Annotated in this window: 22 protein-coding genes; 16 read left to right on the forward strand and 6 right to left on the reverse strand. The window is 62.8% G+C overall.

The features are described from left to right. Positions 1–11: 11 nt before the first annotated feature. Both B9A15_RS12925 and B9A15_RS12930 read left to right on the forward strand, forming a co-directional pair. Positions 12–1,085: a glycosyltransferase family 4 protein gene (locus tag B9A15_RS12925; protein WP_084410507.1), complete on the forward strand. Its 1,074-nt coding sequence runs from the start codon at positions 12–14 to the stop codon at positions 1,083–1,085. Then, on the forward strand, positions 1,082–1,876 hold the full coding sequence (locus B9A15_RS12930) for a class I SAM-dependent methyltransferase (RefSeq protein ID WP_084410508.1): 795 nt from the start codon (positions 1,082–1,084) through the stop codon (positions 1,874–1,876). The genes B9A15_RS12925 and B9A15_RS12930 overlap by 4 nt, the downstream gene beginning before the upstream one ends. Positions 1,877–1,882: 6 nt before the next feature. Here B9A15_RS12930 and B9A15_RS12935 read toward each other — a convergent pair whose 3' ends face one another. Together B9A15_RS12935 and B9A15_RS12940 are read right to left on the reverse strand one after the other, a co-directional pair. Next, positions 1,883–2,479 (reverse strand): cytochrome b, encoded by a 597-nt coding sequence (locus B9A15_RS12935; protein ID WP_244556947.1) that lies wholly within the window; start codon positions 2,477–2,479, stop codon positions 1,883–1,885. A gap of 91 nt (positions 2,480–2,570) precedes the next feature. Beyond that, the gene (locus B9A15_RS12940; protein WP_084410509.1) at positions 2,571–3,563 is read right to left on the reverse strand and encodes a ribokinase; all 993 of its coding nucleotides are present in this window, start codon (positions 3,561–3,563) and stop codon (positions 2,571–2,573) included. Positions 3,564–3,804: 241 nt separating this feature from the next. Between B9A15_RS12940 and B9A15_RS12945 the strand changes: the two genes are divergently transcribed. The 10 genes from B9A15_RS12945 (at position 3,805) to B9A15_RS12990 (ending at position 11,531) form a co-directional block, all read left to right on the forward strand. Beyond that, positions 3,805–4,215: a hypothetical protein gene (locus B9A15_RS12945; protein WP_084410510.1), complete on the forward strand. Its 411-nt coding sequence runs from the start codon at positions 3,805–3,807 to the stop codon at positions 4,213–4,215. A gap of 52 nt (positions 4,216–4,267) precedes the next feature. Further along, positions 4,268–4,570, forward strand: a complete 303-nt coding sequence (locus tag B9A15_RS12950; protein WP_084410511.1) for an STAS domain-containing protein — start codon at positions 4,268–4,270, stop codon at positions 4,568–4,570. Further along, positions 4,567–4,938 (forward strand): response regulator, encoded by a 372-nt coding sequence (locus tag B9A15_RS12955; RefSeq protein ID WP_084410512.1) that lies wholly within the window; start codon positions 4,567–4,569, stop codon positions 4,936–4,938. Before B9A15_RS12950 ends, B9A15_RS12955 begins: the two co-directional genes overlap by 4 nt. 89 nt (positions 4,939–5,027) lie before the next feature. Next, positions 5,028–7,403: a chemotaxis protein CheA gene (locus tag B9A15_RS12960; RefSeq protein ID WP_084410513.1), complete on the forward strand. Its 2,376-nt coding sequence runs from the start codon at positions 5,028–5,030 to the stop codon at positions 7,401–7,403. Between the two features lie 5 nt (positions 7,404–7,408). Further along, on the forward strand, positions 7,409–7,903 hold the full coding sequence (locus tag B9A15_RS12965; protein ID WP_084410514.1) for a chemotaxis protein CheW: 495 nt from the start codon (positions 7,409–7,411) through the stop codon (positions 7,901–7,903). 173 nt (positions 7,904–8,076) lie between these two features. After that, complete coding sequence (locus B9A15_RS12970) at positions 8,077–8,988, forward strand: CheR family methyltransferase (RefSeq protein ID WP_244556939.1); 912 nt, start codon at positions 8,077–8,079, stop codon at positions 8,986–8,988. A gap of 44 nt (positions 8,989–9,032) precedes the next feature. Further along, the gene (locus B9A15_RS12975) at positions 9,033–10,124 is read left to right on the forward strand and encodes a protein-glutamate methylesterase/protein-glutamine glutaminase (protein ID WP_084410515.1); all 1,092 of its coding nucleotides are present in this window, start codon (positions 9,033–9,035) and stop codon (positions 10,122–10,124) included. A gap of 95 nt (positions 10,125–10,219) precedes the next feature. Beyond that, the gene (locus tag B9A15_RS12980; RefSeq protein WP_084410516.1) at positions 10,220–10,609 is read left to right on the forward strand and encodes a response regulator; all 390 of its coding nucleotides are present in this window, start codon (positions 10,220–10,222) and stop codon (positions 10,607–10,609) included. A gap of 32 nt (positions 10,610–10,641) precedes the next feature. Next, positions 10,642–11,145 carry a chemotaxis protein CheD gene (locus B9A15_RS12985; protein ID WP_084410517.1) on the forward strand — a complete coding sequence of 168 codons (504 nt, stop codon included), beginning with the start codon at positions 10,642–10,644 and terminating at the stop codon, positions 11,143–11,145. Positions 11,146–11,180: 35 nt separating this feature from the next. Beyond that, positions 11,181–11,531: a hypothetical protein gene (locus B9A15_RS12990; protein WP_084410518.1), complete on the forward strand. Its 351-nt coding sequence runs from the start codon at positions 11,181–11,183 to the stop codon at positions 11,529–11,531. Between the two features lie 275 nt (positions 11,532–11,806). Here B9A15_RS12990 and B9A15_RS12995 read toward each other — a convergent pair whose 3' ends face one another. The 3 genes from B9A15_RS12995 to B9A15_RS13005 all read right to left on the reverse strand — a co-directional run bounded on the left by B9A15_RS12995 (position 11,807) and on the right by B9A15_RS13005 (position 14,634). Then, positions 11,807–12,100 carry a hypothetical protein gene (locus tag B9A15_RS12995; protein WP_084410519.1) on the reverse strand — a complete coding sequence of 98 codons (294 nt, stop codon included), beginning with the start codon at positions 12,098–12,100 and terminating at the stop codon, positions 11,807–11,809. A gap of 661 nt (positions 12,101–12,761) precedes the next feature. Further along, positions 12,762–13,727: a sensor histidine kinase gene (locus tag B9A15_RS13000; RefSeq protein ID WP_244556940.1), complete on the reverse strand. Its 966-nt coding sequence runs from the start codon at positions 13,725–13,727 to the stop codon at positions 12,762–12,764. A 112-nt stretch (positions 13,728–13,839) separates the two neighbouring features. After that, complete coding sequence (locus B9A15_RS13005; protein WP_084410520.1) at positions 13,840–14,634, reverse strand: response regulator; 795 nt, start codon at positions 14,632–14,634, stop codon at positions 13,840–13,842. A gap of 356 nt (positions 14,635–14,990) precedes the next feature. On the opposite strand from B9A15_RS13005, the gene B9A15_RS23395 reads away from it, so the two are divergent. Then, positions 14,991–15,245, forward strand: a complete 255-nt coding sequence (locus B9A15_RS23395) for a NepR family anti-sigma factor (RefSeq protein ID WP_139798371.1) — start codon at positions 14,991–14,993, stop codon at positions 15,243–15,245. Further along, complete coding sequence (locus B9A15_RS13015; RefSeq protein WP_084410522.1) at positions 15,242–15,793, forward strand: sigma-70 family RNA polymerase sigma factor; 552 nt, start codon at positions 15,242–15,244, stop codon at positions 15,791–15,793. Before B9A15_RS23395 ends, B9A15_RS13015 begins: the two co-directional genes overlap by 4 nt. Positions 15,794–15,811: 18 nt before the next feature. On the opposite strand, the gene B9A15_RS23000 is transcribed toward B9A15_RS13015, so the two are convergent. After that, the gene (locus B9A15_RS23000; RefSeq protein WP_170923284.1) at positions 15,812–15,973 is read right to left on the reverse strand and encodes a hypothetical protein; all 162 of its coding nucleotides are present in this window, start codon (positions 15,971–15,973) and stop codon (positions 15,812–15,814) included. A gap of 85 nt (positions 15,974–16,058) precedes the next feature. Here B9A15_RS23000 and B9A15_RS13020 point away from each other — a divergent pair, with 85 nt between their 5' ends. Both B9A15_RS13020 and B9A15_RS13025 read left to right on the forward strand, forming a co-directional pair. Continuing rightward, entirely contained in the window at positions 16,059–16,433 is a 375-nt protein-coding gene (locus B9A15_RS13020; protein WP_084410523.1) for an ElaB/YgaM/YqjD family protein, read from the forward strand. Positions 16,434–16,439: 6 nt separating this feature from the next. Further along, a complete protein-coding gene (locus B9A15_RS13025) occupies positions 16,440–16,874 on the forward strand; it encodes a hypothetical protein (RefSeq protein ID WP_084410524.1) in 435 nt (144 codons plus the stop codon). Positions 16,875–16,921: the final 47 nt, after the last annotated feature.

The raw sequence follows: 16,921 nt of genomic DNA on the forward strand, positions 1-16,921 counted from the left end.
CGAGCCCAGCGATGGATGACCCGCTTTCGGATCGTCTCGTCTTTGCCATTCCCGGCGATCTGTCAACGCCGAGCGGCGGCTATGGCTATGACCGCCGGCTGATCGAGGAATTGCGCGAGGCCGGTTGGCAGGTCGATCATCTCGCGCTCCCCGCCGATTTTCCTTTCCCGGACGAGAGGGCGCTCGAGGAGACCCGCGCGGCTTTCGCCGAGCTTCCCGACAATGCGCTTGTCCTTATCGATGGTCTCGCTTTCGGCGCCATGCCCGATATTGCGCTGGCCGAATGTGAGCGGCTGCGACTGGTCGCGCTGATCCATCATCCGCTCGGTTTCGAGGCGGGTCTCGATGCCGTCTCCCGCGATCGACTGCTGGCCTCCGAGCGCCGGGCTCTGACGGCGCCCCTTGCGATCGTCGTCACCAGCCCTGCCACCAAGCGCACCCTCGTCGAAGAATTCGGCGTCAGCGAGACAGACGTCACGGTCGCCCTGCCGGGAACCCGCAAGCCTGCCGCAGACAGCGATGGGAGACGAGAGCGTGAGGTCGCCGACCCGCATATCCTCGCCATCGGCACGATCATCGAGCGCAAGGACCATGCGACACTCGTCAAAGCTCTGGCGCAAATCGCGGACAGAGCCTGGTGTTGCACGATCGTCGGCAACGATCAGGCCGAGCCGGAAACCGCGAACGCGCTGCGGGACCTTGTCGACACGCTGGGCCTTGCCGACCGGATCCTCATTCATGGCGCGGCGGTCGATGTCGAAAGCTTCTATCGCCAGGCGGATATCTTTGCCCTGGCGAGCCGCTATGAAGGCTACGGCATGGTCTTTGCCGAAGCCCTCGTCCATGGCCTGCCGATCGTCGCCTGTCGGGGCGGCGCCATCCCGGACGTGGTGCCCGAAAGCGCCGGGATTCTCGTCGAGCCAGGCGATGTGGACGCTTTTGCCGATGCGCTTCGCTCGCTTCTCGACGAACCGGAGCGCCGGGCGCAGCTTTCGGCGAGCGGACGCGCGGAAGGCATGCGTTTGCCCGATTGGTCAGACACGGCGCGGATCGTCGCCGATCTCTTGAAGGAGTTTCGCCGATGAGCGGCTTCGAAGCCCGCTGGCTCGATTTGCGCGAGCCGGCCGATCATGCGGCGCGTGCTCCGAGCCTCCTGCGTCGAGCCGCCCACCATATGGACGCTGGGGAGGAACCTCGGCCGCTGGTCGTCGATCTCGGCTGCGGAACCGGCTCGACCCTTAGAGCTTTCGGCCAAACGGGCCATGGTTGGCGCTGGCGGCTTGTCGACAATGACGAGGCGCTTTTGGCGGAGGCCAGCCAGAGACGCCCGGACGGCGCTAGGGTCGAGACGGTCACCGCCGATCTCGCCCATCTCGACCGAGAAATTCTCTCCGGCGCCCGTTTGGTCACGGCCTCGGCCCTGTTCGATCTCTGTTCGGACGGCTTCGTGGCGAACCTCATCGAAGCGCTTAAGAGCATCGGCGCCGGCCTCTATGCCGCGCTGAATTACGACGGGACCACCACATGGTCCGAGCCGCATCCGATGGACGAGGCGATCGTTGCCGCCTTCAACCATCACCAACGGGGCGACAAGGGTTTCGGCCCCGCCCTGGGGCCCGATTCCGGCCCCGCGATCGCGCGCTTAGCGCGACAAGCTGGCTTCATGGTCGAAACGGCGCAGACCCCTTGGGATCTCGGCCCCGATCAGGCCGGTCTGCAGGAGCGCTTTCTGGAAGGCCTCGCCCAAGCGGCTCGGGAGACGGGCCGCGTTTCCGGCGAGGCGGCGCAGGACTGGCTGGGCGTGCGAACCGAGCGGATCGCGACGAGCCGATGCGTCGTCGGCCATCTCGATTGCCTTGCCCTGCCGGCCGCCTGATCTCCTTCAGATCATTCGGTAAAGCATCGCGTCGCGCTTCAACAGGTGATGGTGGAGAACGCCGCCGAGATGCAAGACGAACAGGACCAGGATCGCATAGCCGAGCGCCACATGGACCCCCATGAAGATCGGGGCCCATGTCTCGGACTTGCCGACCGGACTCCAGACGGTGACGATCCCGAACCAGTCGAGCGGAAAGCCGAAGGCATTGGTGGCGAGGAAACCGAAGATCGGCTGCAGGAACAAGGCCACATAGAGAAGCCCATGGACGCTCTCGGCGGTGATCTTCTGCCAGCGCGGCATGGGCGGCTGCGGCGGCGTGCCGCGGATCATACGCACCACGACCCTGACCAGCATCAGCCAGAGGATCAGAAAGCCGAAGGACTCATGCAGGAAGTAGAAAGGCGTCTTGGAGTCGTTCTGGACGAATTCGATGACGAAGCCGAGCGGCCAAACGACAAGGACGAGCGCGGCGACCGCCCAATGGATCAGCCGCGACGTCGGCGCATAGCGCGCGTTCTGGGACAGGCCTTCGGCCGGCCGAACGGCCGCCATCGTATCGCCGGCTGACGTCTCGGCGGATGCCGTCGTTTCGGGGGACATGGTCACCGGCCGATCCTCTTCGAGCTTCGTGTGTTTCGAACGCACGGGTTCAACCAAGCCCATTCGGCCCGACCAATCAAGCGCCCGGCGCTCATCCGTCTGCGGCGCCAGCCAAGGCCGCGTCGATCTCGGCGCGCTTCGGCATGGCGCTCTGGGCTCCGACTTTGCGGCAGGCGAGCGAGGCGGCCGCTGCCGCGCGGCTGAGCGCGTCTTTGACCTCCAGCCCTTCGGCGAGGGCGGTGCTGAAGACCCCGCAAAAGGTGTCGCCCGCCCCGGTCGTGTCTTCGGCTTGGACGCGAAGGGCGGGAACGGTGACGACCTCTCCGGCAAGCGGGATCGCAACGACACCGCGCGGGCCGAGCGTTGCCACGATGCCGACGCTGAGCGCGCTCGAAAGCCGCCGAGCCAAAGCGGCCGTCTCTTCCGGCGTTTGAATGTCATGGGGGGCGTCGATCGAGCCCTCCAGGCATCGGGCCGCCGCGGCAAGCTCGCTCTCATTGACGATCAGCCAGTCGATCGATTCGCACAGGGCCCGCAGCCGCTTGTCGTCGAGATCGGGCGGAACCGGCGCCAGATTGAGGACCGTCCGCCCACCGGCCTGTCTCACCAGGCGCGCCACGTCTCGCGAGGCCGCTTCCGGCACCTCCATCTGCAAGGCAAGGACCGTGCGCGCATTCAGGGCAAAGGCCGGGACGGAGGCTGCGGACGGAGCGCGATTGGCCCCGCTCGCCACCGTGATCGCGTTTTCGCCATGCTTGTCGATCGAAATGAAGGCCGCGCCTGTTGGTTCGACGGAACGCAAGATGCCGGCCGTGTCGATGCCGTTTTCGGCCAGATTGGCGATCACCGCCTCGCCGAGATCGTCCTCGCCGACGGCGCCGACCATCGCGACTGCGACCATGTCCTCGCCGGCCCTCGCCGCCGCGACGGCCTGGTTCGCGCCCTTGCCGCCGAAGAGCTGGGTATAGGTCGGGCTCAATACGGTCTCGCCTGGCGGTGCGATCCGCTCGACCCGGCAGACCCAGTCCACATTGAGGGATCCGAACACCAGAACCGACGGCTTGTCACCGCGCATCTCAACCATGGTTTCTCCCCTCGCGTCGCGCCGCTCCCGCCTGATGGCGGAGCTGGGCGCCTCTCTGTCTTCTTAGACTATCGATCGAAGCAGATGCGTCACAGGTCAAGAGCCGGTCGGTCTTTTGGCTTAGCGGCATCGCCTTTGTGAGACGCTTGCGGCGTCTCACTAAGAATTGTTTAGGACACGGGCCTTATGGTCGCCCCTTACGAGACGGCCATGCTGAAGCGGCCGCTATGGGGCCGATGTGATGGCATGGCATGACCTCCTCATTCTGGGAACACTGATCGCGGCGAGCGCGGCCCTTTACTTTGGGGTATCGCTTCTCATGCGATCGGTCATCGTCGCGGCGGAGGCGTTGTTCGGTGCCGGGCAGGGGGGAAAGGGCGTGCAAGGCGATGCTCATCCCTTTCTGTCGCTCGCCATGCGTCGACGCCAGGTCGGGACCCGTCATACCGTGAGTCCGGCTTCTGTTTTTTCGCGTAAGATCAATCCTTCACGGAAAATCAACCAACCGGCGTCTTTAATAAAGCCAAGCGCGGCTTTGGGCGGTGGCAAGTCCTGGAACCGGACGGTCGGGGACGTCGCGCCGGGGGTGTCCGAAGGCAAGGCTCGAAGCCGCATGCCGTTTGAAGCCTCGCGCTCAGCGCCTGATCGATAAAATCCGTCGGACGCGTCTCTCTGCCTCGACCGACAGTTGGGAAACCGTTTGAATGTCTGAATTCATGTTGAACGAACCCATCACCGTGGCGCTTCCCGCGGTCATGGATCTGAAGGCCGCCGGCCCGCTAGCCGAAAACCTGTCCGGCTTTCGCGGGATGCCGCTCAATCTCGATGCCTCGGGTGTCGAGAAGGTGGGCGCGCAATGCGTGCAAATCCTGATGTCCGTCGCCGCGACCTGGAAAGACGATATGGCACCAATCGCCCTCGTCGACCCGTCCCCTCAATTTCGTACCGGTTTGGCGCTCCTGGGTCTGACCCCCGAGGCCGTTATGGAGAAGGAAATCACACGATGAGCCGCACCATCCTGACAATCGACGATTCCCGTACGATGCGGGAGATGCTCCGGGCGACGTTGGTCGCGCAGGGGTTCAACGTGATCCAGGCCGAGGACGGCCAGCATGGCGTCGAAGTCCTCGAAGGTCTCGACCAGGATCCCGACGTCATCATCACCGACATCAACATGCCCCGCATGGACGGTTTCCAGTTCATCGAGTCGGTGCGTGGCAATGACGAATATCGGGCGATCCCGATTCTCGTTCTGACGACCGAGAGCGATGGCGAGAAGAAGCAGCGTGCGCGCCTCGCCGGTGCGACTGGCTGGATCGTCAAGCCCTTCGATCCGACCAAGCTCGTCGACGCCATCAACCGCGTCGCTGCGTAACCTTGCTCAGGATCGGGCAAGGCCCCGTCGCTAGTAGCTAAGAGCCCGCGCCCCGTAGGGCCGACCGTTTGCTGAGGGTGGACAAGACGATGGATGCGATGGAGGAAATCCGGCAGACCTTTTTCGAGGAATGCGCGGAGCAGCTCGCCGAATTGGAGGCCGGGCTACTCGCAATCGAGAATGGTGAAGCCGATTCCGACACGGTGAATGCGGTCTTCCGTGCCGTTCACTCGATCAAGGGCGGCGCTGGCGCCTTCTCCCTCGACGAGCTCGTGGCCTTCGCTCACATCTTCGAGACCACGCTCGACGAGCTTCGCTCGAACCGTCTCGATGCGTCCGAGACGGTTCTGAAGGTGATGCTGCGCTCGGCCGACGCCCTGGCGGACCTCGTCTCGGCGGCGCGCGACGGCGGCAACACCGACAAGGAGAAGAACGAGGCGCTCGCCGGCGAATTGCGGGCGCTCGTGGCTCTGGCCAAGGGCGAGGAGCCCCCGGCCGCCGGCGCGCCTGCCGCCTCATCCTCGTCGGTGGAATATGACGACGGCATGGGCGATTTCGACTTCACCCCCGTCGCCGTTGACCTCTCCGAGCTGATGGGCGACATGCCGGGCAACCGGTTCCGCATCCTGTTCCGTCCCCATGACCGGCTCTATGCCAAGGCCAACGAGGCGAGCCGCGTCATTCGCGACCTTCTCGAACTCGGCGTCGGCACTGTCCATTGCGACTCTTCCGAGGTGCCGCTCCTGCCGCATCTCGATCCCGAGGGGGCCTATCTCAATTTCACCATCGAGCTCGAAACCGAGCATTCGGAGGAGAAGATCCGCGAGGTCTTCGAATTCGTCGAGTTCGATTGCGAGCTGATGATCGAGCCGATGGAAGGTCCGATCGTCCGCCAGGAAATAGACCTCGAAGGCATCGATCCCGAGATCGCAGCGCTTCTGTCACGGGTCTCCGGCGGCGAAGACTTCAATTTCGGCTCCGATGCCTTCGGTGCGCTCGAGGGAAACGACGAGAGCGGTGAGGCCGAAGACGGCTCCGAGGAGCCCAATGAGGATCTTGCCGCGCTTCTAAAGACTGCTTCAGAGGCCGAGAGCGTCAGCGACATCATGGCCGCGGTCGCCGAGCGCGAGCCAAAGGAGGAGGCGAGCGCCGAAGCTCCGGCTCCCAAGGCCGAAGCCGCCCCGGACAAGAGCGCCGAAACGGTAAAGGCCCCGAAGGCGGAGACCGAGAAGGCCAGTGCCAGCGCGCCCAGCCCCGGCCAGACGATCCGAGTCGATCTGGAACGCGTCGACCGGCTGATCGATCTCGTCGGCGAATTGGTCATCCATCAGGTGATGCTGTCTCAGCGCGCCTATCAGGCCGGTCTCGCCAGGGCCTCGGAGGTCGCCGTCGGCTTCGACGAGTTGGAACAGCTGACCCGCGAGATCCAGGACAGCGTCATGGCCATCCGGGCGCAGCCCGTGAAGTCCGTGTTCCAGCGCCTGCCGCGTCTCGTTCGCGAGGTCGCCGACATTTCCGGCAAATCGGTCAAGCTGGTCACCGAAGGTGAATGGACCGAGGTCGACAAAACTGTCATCGAGCGCCTCGCCGATCCGCTGACCCACATGATCCGGAATGCGATCGACCACGGGCTTGAAAAACCCGAGGATCGCCTCGCCGCCGGCAAGGCCGAGGAAGGCACGGTCAAGGTCGCGGCGATGCATCGCTCGGGCCGTATCGTCATCGAGATCAGCGATGACGGCGCCGGCATCAATCGCAAGAAGGTCAAGGAGATCGCGGGAAATAAGGGGTTGATCCCGCCCGACGCCAATCTCTCCGACGACGAGATCGACAATCTCATCTTCCTGCCCGGCTTCTCCACCGCCAGCCAGATTTCCCAGCTTTCGGGGCGCGGCGTCGGCATGGATGTGGTGAAGCGCTCGATCCAGGCGCTCGGCGGCCGTGTCTCGATCACCTCCAAGCCCGGCAAGGGCTCGACCTTCACCATGAGCCTGCCCCTGACGCTCGCCGTTCTGGACGGCATGATCGTCTCGGTCGGCGAGCAGACGGTGGTCGTTCCGCTGACGGCGATCATCGAGACGCTGCAGCCCAAGAAGGACGAAGTGAAGGGCTTTGGTGGCGACTCGCGCCTCATCCAGGTTCGCGACGCCTTCCTGCCGCTCGTCGATGTGGGCCGCGAGCTCGGCTATTCCTGGGAGCCGGCCAGCGCGACCGAGGGGGTCGCAATCCTGGTCGAGGCCGAAAACGGAAGCCGCTCGGCGCTTCTCGTCGACGCCATCCAGGGTCAGCGCCAAGTCGTGATCAAGTCCCTCGAAGCCAATTACGGACGCGTGCCCGGCATCGCCGCGGCGACGATCCTGGGCGATGGCCGTGTGGCCCTCATCCTCGATGTCGACGCCGTCGTCGCCACCTCGCGCGTCGATCAGTCATCCTTCTTCACCGGCATGCAACAGGCAGCGGAGTAGGCGCCATGAGCAACACCAACACGCCCGTCGCGGCAAACGGCCGCGAAGGCCGCATCGACCACAAGTTCGCCCGCGAGCTCATCGCGTTTCGCATCGGCGAGCAAGAGTTCTGCGTCGACATCATGTCCGTCCGCGAAATCCGCGGTTGGACCCCGGCGACCCCGCTGCCACACGCGCCGTCCTATGTGAACGGTGTCATCAATCTGCGCGGCGCGGTCCTGCCGATCGTCGATCTGGCAGCGCGGCTGGGCTTCCAGCGCACCGATCCGACCGCTCGCTCGGTCATCATCGTGGTGCGTGTCGACCAGCAGCTGTTCGGCCTTCTCGTCGACGCCGTGTCCGACATCCTGACGGTCACCGACGACGCGCTTCAGCCGACGCCGGATCTGGCGTCCGATCTCGCCAAGACCTTTGTGCGCGGCGTGATGGCGATGGAAGGCCGGATGATCTCGCTGATCGCGACTGAGGCCGTTCTGCCGCAGCTGCAGATGGCGGCCTGATCGAGGTCGATCCGGTTCGGGCAGGTCCACGAGACGGCTCGGCTTATCGCACGATCTTTGCATCGGATCTTCGAAGAAGCCCGATGCTGAAACTTCGATCCGACATGGTCGGGATATGCGCGGTATCGCCTTCGAACGGGCTGACCGCGCCTCTAAGATGAGGACGACAGACGGTGGGGGCGTTGAAGCTGGACGGCGGCTTGGCCACGAAGGCGGCCGATAACAAGAAGGTCGGCACGCCGAATGGCGAGTTCGCCATGACCGAGGCGGACTTCAAGGCGATCGCCCGTATGCTCTACGAGGATGCCGGTATCTTCCTCGCCGAAACCAAGTCGACCTTCGTCTACTCCCGCCTGTCCAAGCGCTTGCGTGTTCATGGTCTGAACAGCTTCGCCGAATATTGCGAGCTTGTCGGAAACAAGAACAATACTGAAGAGCGCATGGCGATGCTCGCCGCGCTGACGACGAACGTCACCCACTTCTTTCGCGAAAACCATCATTTCGAGCATTTGAAATCGACATTCCTGCCGCCGTTGCTGGATGCGGCCAAGCGGGGCGGCCGGGTCCGCATCTGGTCGGCGGGCTGTTCGATCGGGCACGAGCCCTATTCGATCGCCATGACGATCCTCTCCATGTTGCCCGATGCTGGGCGCTACGACGTGCGCATCCTGGCCAGCGACATCGATCCCAATGTCGTGGCCACCGGCCGGGCCGGCGTCTATGGCGAAAGCGCCCTGGCTTCCATCCCGGCCGAGATGCGGCGCAAATTCTTCCGGTCCGCCGGCGGTCGCAGCCGCGACGGCGAGGCCGAGTTCGAGGTGGTGGACGCGATGCGCTCCATCGTCGCCTTCCGTGAACTGAACCTCAATGGTTCGTGGCCTATGAAGGGGCAATTCGATGCCATCTTCTGCCGCAACGTAACGATCTATTTCGATCAGAAGACGCGTGAGAAGGTCTGGGAGCGCTTCTGCGAGAAGCTTCGTGCAGGCGGTTATCTCTATGTGGGGCATTCCGAGCGCCTGTCGGGGCCTGCCCTTTCGGCGATGGCCTACGACGCGAACACTTCCTACCGGAAAAAGGGATGACGGACCGCCCTCGAGGCTCCGTTGCGAATGAGGAGAACTGGAGAATGCCTTCCGCGAGCGTCCTCGTCGTCGATGATTCGGCGACCATGCGTGCCCTGATCCGTCACGCCCTCAGTCAGGATCCAGAGATTCGCGTCGTCGGCGAGGCCTCCAATCCTTTCGAAGCCAGAGAGAAGATGAAGGCGCTCGATCCCGACGTCGTCACGCTCGATGTGGAGATGCCGAATATGAACGGCATCGACTTCCTTCAGAAGATCATGCAGCTGCGTCCAACGCCGGTGATCATGGTGTCGAACCTGACCGCGCCCGGTGCCGCCGTCACGCTCGCCGCGCTCGAGATCGGTGCTTTCGACTGTGTGGCCAAGCCAAGCGCCCGCGACACGATGTTTCAGGCGCTGCCGGGGCTCGTCAAGGAAGCGGCCCGCGCTCGTCCGGCTCTCGAGCGTCGCCGCCGCGCCTTGAGGGCACAAGCTGCGCCTGCCGCCGCCCCGGTCCAGGTCCGCGCCCCGGCAATGGCTGGGGCCGCTCCGATCGTCGTCGATCGTCCGGCCGCGGTCGCCAGATCTGGCGCTAACTATCAGATGGACGTCATCGGCATCGGTTCGTCGACCGGCGGCGTCGAAGCCCTTCTTCAAGTTCTGGCGGATTTTCCCGCGGATTGCCCGCCGACCGTCATCGTGCAGCATCTGCCCGCCGCCTTTACGGGCTCGTTCTCCCAGCGGCTCGACCGGGTTTGCCCCGCGGCGGTGACCGAGGCGCGGGACGGCGAACCACTGCGGCGCGGCCATGTCTATCTCGCCCCGGGCGGCGAGCGGCATCTGCGCGTGAAGCAAGGGAGCCAGCCCTTCATCTCGCTGGCGGCCGAAGAGGCGGTTTCAGGCCATCGACCCTCCGTCGACGTGATGATGGCGTCGCTCGCCAAGGCTTTCGGCCGGCGCGCGGTGGGTTGCATCCTCACCGGGATGGGCCGGGACGGCGCCCAAGGCCTCTTGGAAATGCGTCAAGCCGGCGCAAAGACCCTTGCCCAGGATGAGGAGACCTCGCTCGTCTACGGCATGCCGCGTGTCGCATTCGAAATCGGAGCCGCCGAAAAGCGGCTGCCGCTCGGCAGGATCGCTCGTCAGATCTTTGCTTGAGCGCTGCGGCCTGAGGGTCGCGCCATAAACCACGTCCTCCCGATGAGGACTTTCTTCACGATTTCCGCGTTAACTGCGGCGAAAAGGATCGGATCATGAGCATCAAAGACCAACTCAAAGTGTTGATCGTCGATGACCACCGCACAAGCCGCATGTTGATTCGCGATGCGTTGGAGCAACTCGGCATCAAGCAGATCGTCTTCGCCGTTGACGGCGAGGAAGCTCTGAAGGCGATGATGGCGACGCCGTGCCACATCATCATCTCCGACTTCAACATGCCGAAGATCGACGGCATCCAGCTTCTCAAGGCGATCCGGTCCTATCCGGCGACGAAGAAGGTGCCCTTCATCATCCTGACCTCGAAGGGCGATCGCGAACTCGTCCAGAAGGCGGCTCAGCTCGGCGTCAACAACTTCCTGGCCAAGCCGATCACGGTCCCGGTTTTGAAAAAGACCATCGAAGCCGTCGTCGGCCGGCTCCAGTAAGAAGGAGAGGCGCGGTGAGTCGAATCCACGTCATGCAAGGGGAGGCTCGCGTCGAAGGCGGCGACGAGACGGTCCTCACCACCCTTCTGGGCTCCTGCGTCTCGGCCTGTATGCGCGATCCGGGAGCCGGGATCGGCGGGATGAACCATTTCCTCCTGCCGGGAGCCTCGGATAGCCAGGGTTCGCGCGCGGAAAGCTTCGGGCTCTATCTGATGGAGCTCCTTGTCAACGAGCTCTTGAAGCGCGGAGCCCGTCGCGGCCATCTGGAAGCCAAGCTTTTCGGCGGAGCGCGCACGGTGGACGGCCTGTCCGACATCGGCGCCAAGAACATCGAATTCGCCGAGCGCTTTCTGAAGATGGAAGGTATCGCGAATGTCGGCGGCAGCGTCGGCGGCGATCGCGGTCGGCGTATCGAATATTGGCCGGCGAGTGGTCGTGCGCGCCAGCTGTTCTTCGAACGCGCGACCATGCCGAAGATCCCGGTGGCAAAGCCCACACGTCCGACCGCAAGCGTCGGCGCCGTGGAGCTCTTTTAAGCCGTCACATGCTCGCCATTCCTGGGAGAGGTCCGATGTCGTCCGTCAATGTTTCCGAGCTCATGCGAATTCTGTCTGCGGAACTGCGCCAGCTCGCGGAGGCGACGGAAAATCTTCACGATGTCGTCTTCGCCGAGGGAGAGATCAAAGGGGAAGGGATACGCGTCGTTCAAAGCATCGACCGCACCCAACAGACGCTAGAAAACCTCGCGGATTTCATGTCCGTGCTTGGCGAGGACATGTCTGAAAACCTCGCCGTCGCCATGGAAAATGCCCTGGCTCAGGTCCGGCTCGCGGATCTGAAACGGCGCCTCAACATGGACGGCTCGTCGCCCCTCAATGACAACGCTGGGTCGGACGCAGGCGACCTCGAACTCTTCGGATAAGCGCTTCAGGTCTTTATGAGAAAAGGCAGGTCTCGGGGAGAGGCGGGAGACCTCATGTCAATCCGCAACCTCGGAGCCTCATCGTGTTCAGCGAAGCCAACTTTTGAAAGGGCGGCGCGAGCGCGCGTCACGACCCCTCACGCATCTTTCAAAATATATTTCGACGACGCTCTACGGGCCCTCAAAATATCTTTTCGGCCCGCTTCCCTGGTTGCTGCGGCGTTGGGTGGGAGCTCAGAGCTCGCTTGCCAAGCACTGTTAAGCGCGGTCGCGGTTCAGCGCGAAGCGATCTGCCGGGCGTCGTCCGCAACAATTTCGATGCCAAGACGGCCATCTCGGGTAACCGACCATTCGAGGGACGCTGATTGTTCGAACATTTCTGGTTCGATCGCCTTACAAGCGCCGTAAACTTTCGGCATGGCAGAATCCGAAAGCCTCACCTGCAGAGGCAGCTCGCGTTCGCAATCTGCCAGTGTCTCATAAGCAGGCACGGGCACGGGAATTTCGTTGCACGAATTCAAGTCAGAAGAGCAGCCGACGAGCAGCATCAAAGCAGCGATGTGTTCCATGAAACCTCTCCATGTCGAATACCAAACACAATAGAAAAGAATTTGTTCCGTTGCGCCTGGGTCACAGGCTCAAATTTGCGTGACGATGCGTCATATCGCGTGAGCCATACTATCTTGCTGACATAACGCGCTGATCGCGCAGTGGTTTCCTCATTGCCGCGTTTCATTCGCCTGATTCGGCCCGTTCACGATTTTTTTCAGAGCGCGAGTCCCAGTAAACCTTTAACTGAGAAGGCCGTGGCCGTGCATTGGTTCGCTGTCAGCGACAGGCGTCTCAAGACAGAGAAGCCTCATTGGCCAAGAACCGTCCAGCGTCGCACCTTACGACATTTACACATCTCTCAATCGAACATATCGAGCCGTCTCGTAGGCCCGGAGCCTTGCCAAGGCGAGCGCGACGAAGGCGAAAGCCTGACTCGGGAGTACGGAGTATCCGCCATACCCCGTTCGATGAGACTGGTGCATAGGCTGGACATGGTTCGCAGATCGATCAGACGCAGTCATTCGGCCGCGAGCCGGTTTTGGCCGTGACGGAATGGCCGGTGTCTTCGCATTCCGCAAAGATCCGCGTTTTTCACCGGCCAGTAATGGCTCCTGGAATGCGGGATGTGCGTGGTCTTCGACGGATAAGGGTCGAAGAGAGCAAGACCGAGCGCTGGGCTCACGCCTTTTGGGCGGCAGGCGCGTCGATGATCTCGAACTGGCTGTCAGGAATCCGCAACACATAATGGACGCCATCGGGTTCATGGGTCAGCTTGGCGCTGCCACCGACGGCATTGGGCACGATGCGCTCTAGGGTCGACGTGCCGAAGCGTGGGTCGCGGTCCGAGCGCACCCGCGGCCCTTCGCTTTCCTTCCAGTGGATCACGAGGTCCTGTCCGCCCTCGACCTCTTCGAAATCGGCATTGATCGAGATCTTGCCACCGGGCACGGACAGCGATCCGTAGGAGGCTGCATTCACCGCCAATTCGTGAAGGGCGAGGCCCACATGCAGGGATGCAGTTGGCGATAGATAGACACGTGCGACATCGGCCGCGATCTGCTGCATGCCATCCGGCGCATAGCGTTCGACCTGGAGGGCGATGAGATGGGCGAGATCGGCCCCGCGCCAGTCGGTGTCGGTCACGATGTCCTGGGAATAGGAGAGCGACTGAATGCGGCCCCGGAAACGGACCAGGAATTCGGGAACGGTGAGGGAATGGCGAGCGGTCTGACTGGCAAGACTTTGAATGATCGCAAGCAAATTTTTCGAACGATGGGACAATTCCCGAAGGAGCGTCTTCAGTGTCTCTTCGCGCCGCTTCTGCTCGGTGATTTCGACGGAGGTGCCGAGAATGCCGTCGACGACACCCTCTTCGCTCCGGTCCACGTCGAGACGAATGTCGTACCAGCGCACGGACCGCGCATTCTCGATCAGAAGTTCGAAGCGGACCGGCCGCTCGGTCTCCAGAACCTGACGTTTCATGGCAAGGCAGCGCGCCGCGGCCTGTCCTTCGAGAATGTCGGCGTCGATCGTGCCGTCGCCTGCGTTTGCCAGAAAGGACCCACCCGGATTGCAGACCCAGGAATAACGCAGGTCACGATCCTGCCGGAACACGGCCATATCCGTGTTCGCGACCGCTCTCATGACCTTCGTCGATACCATCAGACCACGCTTGAACTCATTGGCTCCGTTCGGACGCATACGCGCCGCCACCGGGGAGGTGGCGGCATGCGACGTGCCCGCGGGCTCCATTGCCTCAGGCCGCAACCTTGCGGTCGCTCTCGAAGAACAAGGCCTGGCTGATCAAGGCCTTGACCATGTCCGGATTGAACGGCTTGGTGACCAGGAAGGTCGGCTCGGGCCGCTCGCCCGTCAAAAGCCGCTCCGGGAAGGCGGTAATGAAGATCACCGGCACCGAGACGTGGCTCAAAATGTCGTTGACCGCGTCGATACCGGAGCTGCCATCGGCGAGCTGGATATCTGCGAGCACCATGCCGGGCTGCTGCTTTTCGAAGAGGCTGATCGCCTCCTTATGAGTGCGGGCGACCCCCGTGACCGTATGGCCGAGACCCTCGACCATCTGCTCGATGTCCATCGCGATCAGCGGTTCGTCCTCGATGATCATGATCTCGGTCGAGACCTGGCGACCGATATCGGCGCTAGCCTGACTGATCAGTTCGGAGAACTCGGTGTCGCTCTTGCCGAGGATCAGACTGGCTTCCTCGGTGGTGAAACCTTCCACCGCCACGAGAAGGAAGGCCTGACGCGGCAGGGGCGCGATCGCCTTCAGATTGCGCGAGGCCTTTTCTTCCCAGGCGCTCGTCGGAGCCTCTTCGTGAATGTTGACGTCCAGCGACTGCCAAAGCGACGAGAAGAGCTTATAGAGCGAGATACGCGGCGACTGGTCCTCGGGGAACAGTGACGGATCGGCGATCAGCGCTTCCAACACCGCCGCGACATAGGCGTCACCGCTCGCCTGAGAACCGGTAAGGGCCCGTGAATAGCGCCGAAGATAGGGAATATGCGGCGCTATGCGGGATGACATCGACATGAATACTCCCCTCGTGTCGATTTGTTGAAACCTAGGTCGGCGAACAATGCGCGCCGGCCCGCTGAGTTCCCTCGAAACTGACTTCATGGGAACACAGTGCGATGTCGCTTGTTATGGGGATGAAAAGCCCGAAGTGAAGTGCCTCGGTCGGTTTCGTGAACGGTGCGTCAGGACTTCGGCCCCCGCGAAATCGGTCCAGTCTCAAGACATGCCAGACTTGAGACACGGCCCGGGTCGCTTAAGTACTCCGACCGACGAGGCTCGCACGATGCCGGTCGGGACCTGGATGTCGTGAGCGAGATGACGTGGCGAGCCGAGATCGGAACACAATGAAGTCTTCGACGAGACCCAATGACATGAAAGACGCGCCGGGACTGACCATGGACGATCGCGAAAAGGCGGGAAGCGAGCCTTCCTCCGGGCATCCGGAACAGAGCGATAAGGGCGACGAAATGACATTCGCACTGCCGAGCGCGATCGGCGATCGCCTTAAGGCCTATTACAACGATGTGGCGGCCGAGCCGGTCCCCGATCGGTTCCTGTCCCTTCTCGAGCGCCTGGATCAGGCCGAGAGCCGCAACGCAGACGTTCAGGACAAGGATGGCGAATGACCACCGACAACGACTTCCGAAAGGAGCTGCTTGAGGTCATTCCGAACCTGCGTGCCTTCGCGGCCTCGCTTGCCGGCTCTTTCGACAGAGCCGACGATCTGGTTCAGGAGACGCTGGTCAAGGCCTGGGACAAGCAGCACACATTCCAGCCCGGCACCAATCTGAAGGCTTGGCTGTTCACGATCCTGCGCAACGAGTTCTATACCCAGATGCGCAAGAAGGGCCGAGAGGTTCAGGACGTCGACGGTGTCCATGCCATGCAGCTCGCCGGCCACCCGGAGCAGCAGGGCCATCTCGACCTGCAGGATTTTCGCAAGGCGCTCGACCGCCTTCCGGACGATCAGCGCGAGGCGTTGATCCTGATTGGAGCCTCTGGCTTTTCCTATGAGGAAGCAGCGGAAATCTGCCACTGCGCCGTCGGTACCATCAAGAGTCGCGTGTCGCGCGCCAGAACCCGGCTTGCCGAGCTTCTGCAGATTGACGGCGATGGCGAATATGGGCCGGACGCGATCTCCTCACAGATCATCGGCGTCGCGCCGGCTGCCTAAGCTGACAAAGGGGGTGCCTCAAGCGCGTTCCCCTTTGATCCATTTGCCTTCGAACTGTGAAAAAGCCTCGCTGACGCGGGGCTTTTTTGCGTGGTCGGGTACTTGTCCGCCCTTGTCTCGGCGGCGGTTCGAACGAACTCGTTCTTCGGCGAGCGAATAGGCGGCCGGCGGCTGGAACATTCCGTCCTTTAGATGGTTTCGTTCGCAAGCGCCGCACGTGCTTCGAGCGGCGATGAAGATCACACGAGAATCGAAAGGTTGCGATATGGCATCGGACACGACCCCGCACCCCCAGGGCACGTCGACCACCGGCGGGACGATGGGCGCCGGACCCGGCACGCATGCGGGACAGAGCGATCGCGAACAGCTGGAAGCGCAGATCGCCAAGCTTCGTGAGGATGTGTCGGGCATCACCGACTCGCTCAAGCAGATGGCGACGCATCGTGCCGAAGGCGCCCGCGGCCAGGCCTATGCCCTGCGCGACGACGTGAAGGCCCAGGGCGAGCGCTATCTGCGCCAAGCCCAGGATGCTGCTTCCGACCTGGAAGAGCAGATGAGCGATCGCATTCGCGACGAGCCGATCAAGAGCGTGCTGATCGCGGCTGCGGTCGGATATCTCTACGCTCGCCTGTTCCGCTGATCGCCCATGTGGTTCCTTGTAACCAAGCTGATCCAGGGCGAGCTCGGGATTTATCTCGCCCGCATGAAGCGCCTGGCGATCCTTTACGCGGTGATGGTGGTCTTCGCGCTCCTACTGGTGGCTTTCCTGATCACGGCGCTTTTCGTCGTGGTGTCGGCCGAGATGGGCGCTTTGGCAGCGGCGTTGACGATGGCGGGCGTGTGCTTGGGTGTCATTGTCCTGATTTGGATCGCGACCATCGTCGTGCGCCGCAAACCGGCCAAACGGGCTGAAGATCGGATGAAACGCGATATCGCCTCCATCGCCGGCGTTTCGGCTCTGTCGAACGCACCGCAGCTGTTGCGGGCGGTCAAGCGGCGCAGGTCGCTGATGCTGATCCCGCTTCTTGCCGGCCTCGGTTATGGCGCATGGGTCGCTATCAAAGGCGACGACGAGTTCTGAGGCATTCGGGGCGGGCCGCCTCAAACATGTGGCGTCTGATTCTAGGC

Origin of the sequence: Fulvimarina manganoxydans, assembly GCF_900176465.1 — a bacterium.
GTDB classification, from domain to species: domain Bacteria; phylum Pseudomonadota; class Alphaproteobacteria; order Rhizobiales; family Rhizobiaceae; genus Fulvimarina; species Fulvimarina manganoxydans.

Coding starts and splice junctions, on each gene's coding strand:
- B9A15_RS12925 (WP_084410507.1), top strand. CDS start 12: ATGGATGACCCGCTTTCGGATCGTCTCGTCTTTGCCATTCCCGGCGAT.
- B9A15_RS12930 (WP_084410508.1), top strand. CDS start 1,082: ATGAGCGGCTTCGAAGCCCGCTGGCTCGATTTGCGCGAGCCGGCCGAT.
- B9A15_RS12935 (WP_244556947.1), bottom strand. CDS start 2,479: ATGTCCCCCGAAACGACGGCATCCGCCGAGACGTCAGCCGGCGATACG.
- B9A15_RS12940 (WP_084410509.1), bottom strand. CDS start 3,563: ATGGTTGAGATGCGCGGTGACAAGCCGTCGGTTCTGGTGTTCGGATCC.
- B9A15_RS12945 (WP_084410510.1), top strand. CDS start 3,805: ATGGCATGGCATGACCTCCTCATTCTGGGAACACTGATCGCGGCGAGC.
- B9A15_RS12950 (WP_084410511.1), top strand. CDS start 4,268: ATGTCTGAATTCATGTTGAACGAACCCATCACCGTGGCGCTTCCCGCG.
- B9A15_RS12955 (WP_084410512.1), top strand. CDS start 4,567: ATGAGCCGCACCATCCTGACAATCGACGATTCCCGTACGATGCGGGAG.
- B9A15_RS12960 (WP_084410513.1), top strand. CDS start 5,028: ATGGATGCGATGGAGGAAATCCGGCAGACCTTTTTCGAGGAATGCGCG.
- B9A15_RS12965 (WP_084410514.1), top strand. CDS start 7,409: ATGAGCAACACCAACACGCCCGTCGCGGCAAACGGCCGCGAAGGCCGC.
- B9A15_RS12975 (WP_084410515.1), top strand. CDS start 9,033: ATGCCTTCCGCGAGCGTCCTCGTCGTCGATGATTCGGCGACCATGCGT.
- B9A15_RS12980 (WP_084410516.1), top strand. CDS start 10,220: ATGAGCATCAAAGACCAACTCAAAGTGTTGATCGTCGATGACCACCGC.
- B9A15_RS12985 (WP_084410517.1), top strand. CDS start 10,642: ATGCAAGGGGAGGCTCGCGTCGAAGGCGGCGACGAGACGGTCCTCACC.
- B9A15_RS12990 (WP_084410518.1), top strand. CDS start 11,181: ATGTCGTCCGTCAATGTTTCCGAGCTCATGCGAATTCTGTCTGCGGAA.
- B9A15_RS12995 (WP_084410519.1), bottom strand. CDS start 12,100: ATGGAACACATCGCTGCTTTGATGCTGCTCGTCGGCTGCTCTTCTGAC.
- B9A15_RS13000 (WP_244556940.1), bottom strand. CDS start 13,727: ATGAGAGCGGTCGCGAACACGGATATGGCCGTGTTCCGGCAGGATCGT.
- B9A15_RS13005 (WP_084410520.1), bottom strand. CDS start 14,634: ATGTCGATGTCATCCCGCATAGCGCCGCATATTCCCTATCTTCGGCGC.
- B9A15_RS23395 (WP_139798371.1), top strand. CDS start 14,991: ATGAAAGACGCGCCGGGACTGACCATGGACGATCGCGAAAAGGCGGGA.
- B9A15_RS13015 (WP_084410522.1), top strand. CDS start 15,242: ATGACCACCGACAACGACTTCCGAAAGGAGCTGCTTGAGGTCATTCCG.
- B9A15_RS23000 (WP_170923284.1), bottom strand. CDS start 15,973: ATGTTCCAGCCGCCGGCCGCCTATTCGCTCGCCGAAGAACGAGTTCGT.
- B9A15_RS13020 (WP_084410523.1), top strand. CDS start 16,059: ATGGCATCGGACACGACCCCGCACCCCCAGGGCACGTCGACCACCGGC.
- B9A15_RS13025 (WP_084410524.1), top strand. CDS start 16,440: ATGTGGTTCCTTGTAACCAAGCTGATCCAGGGCGAGCTCGGGATTTAT.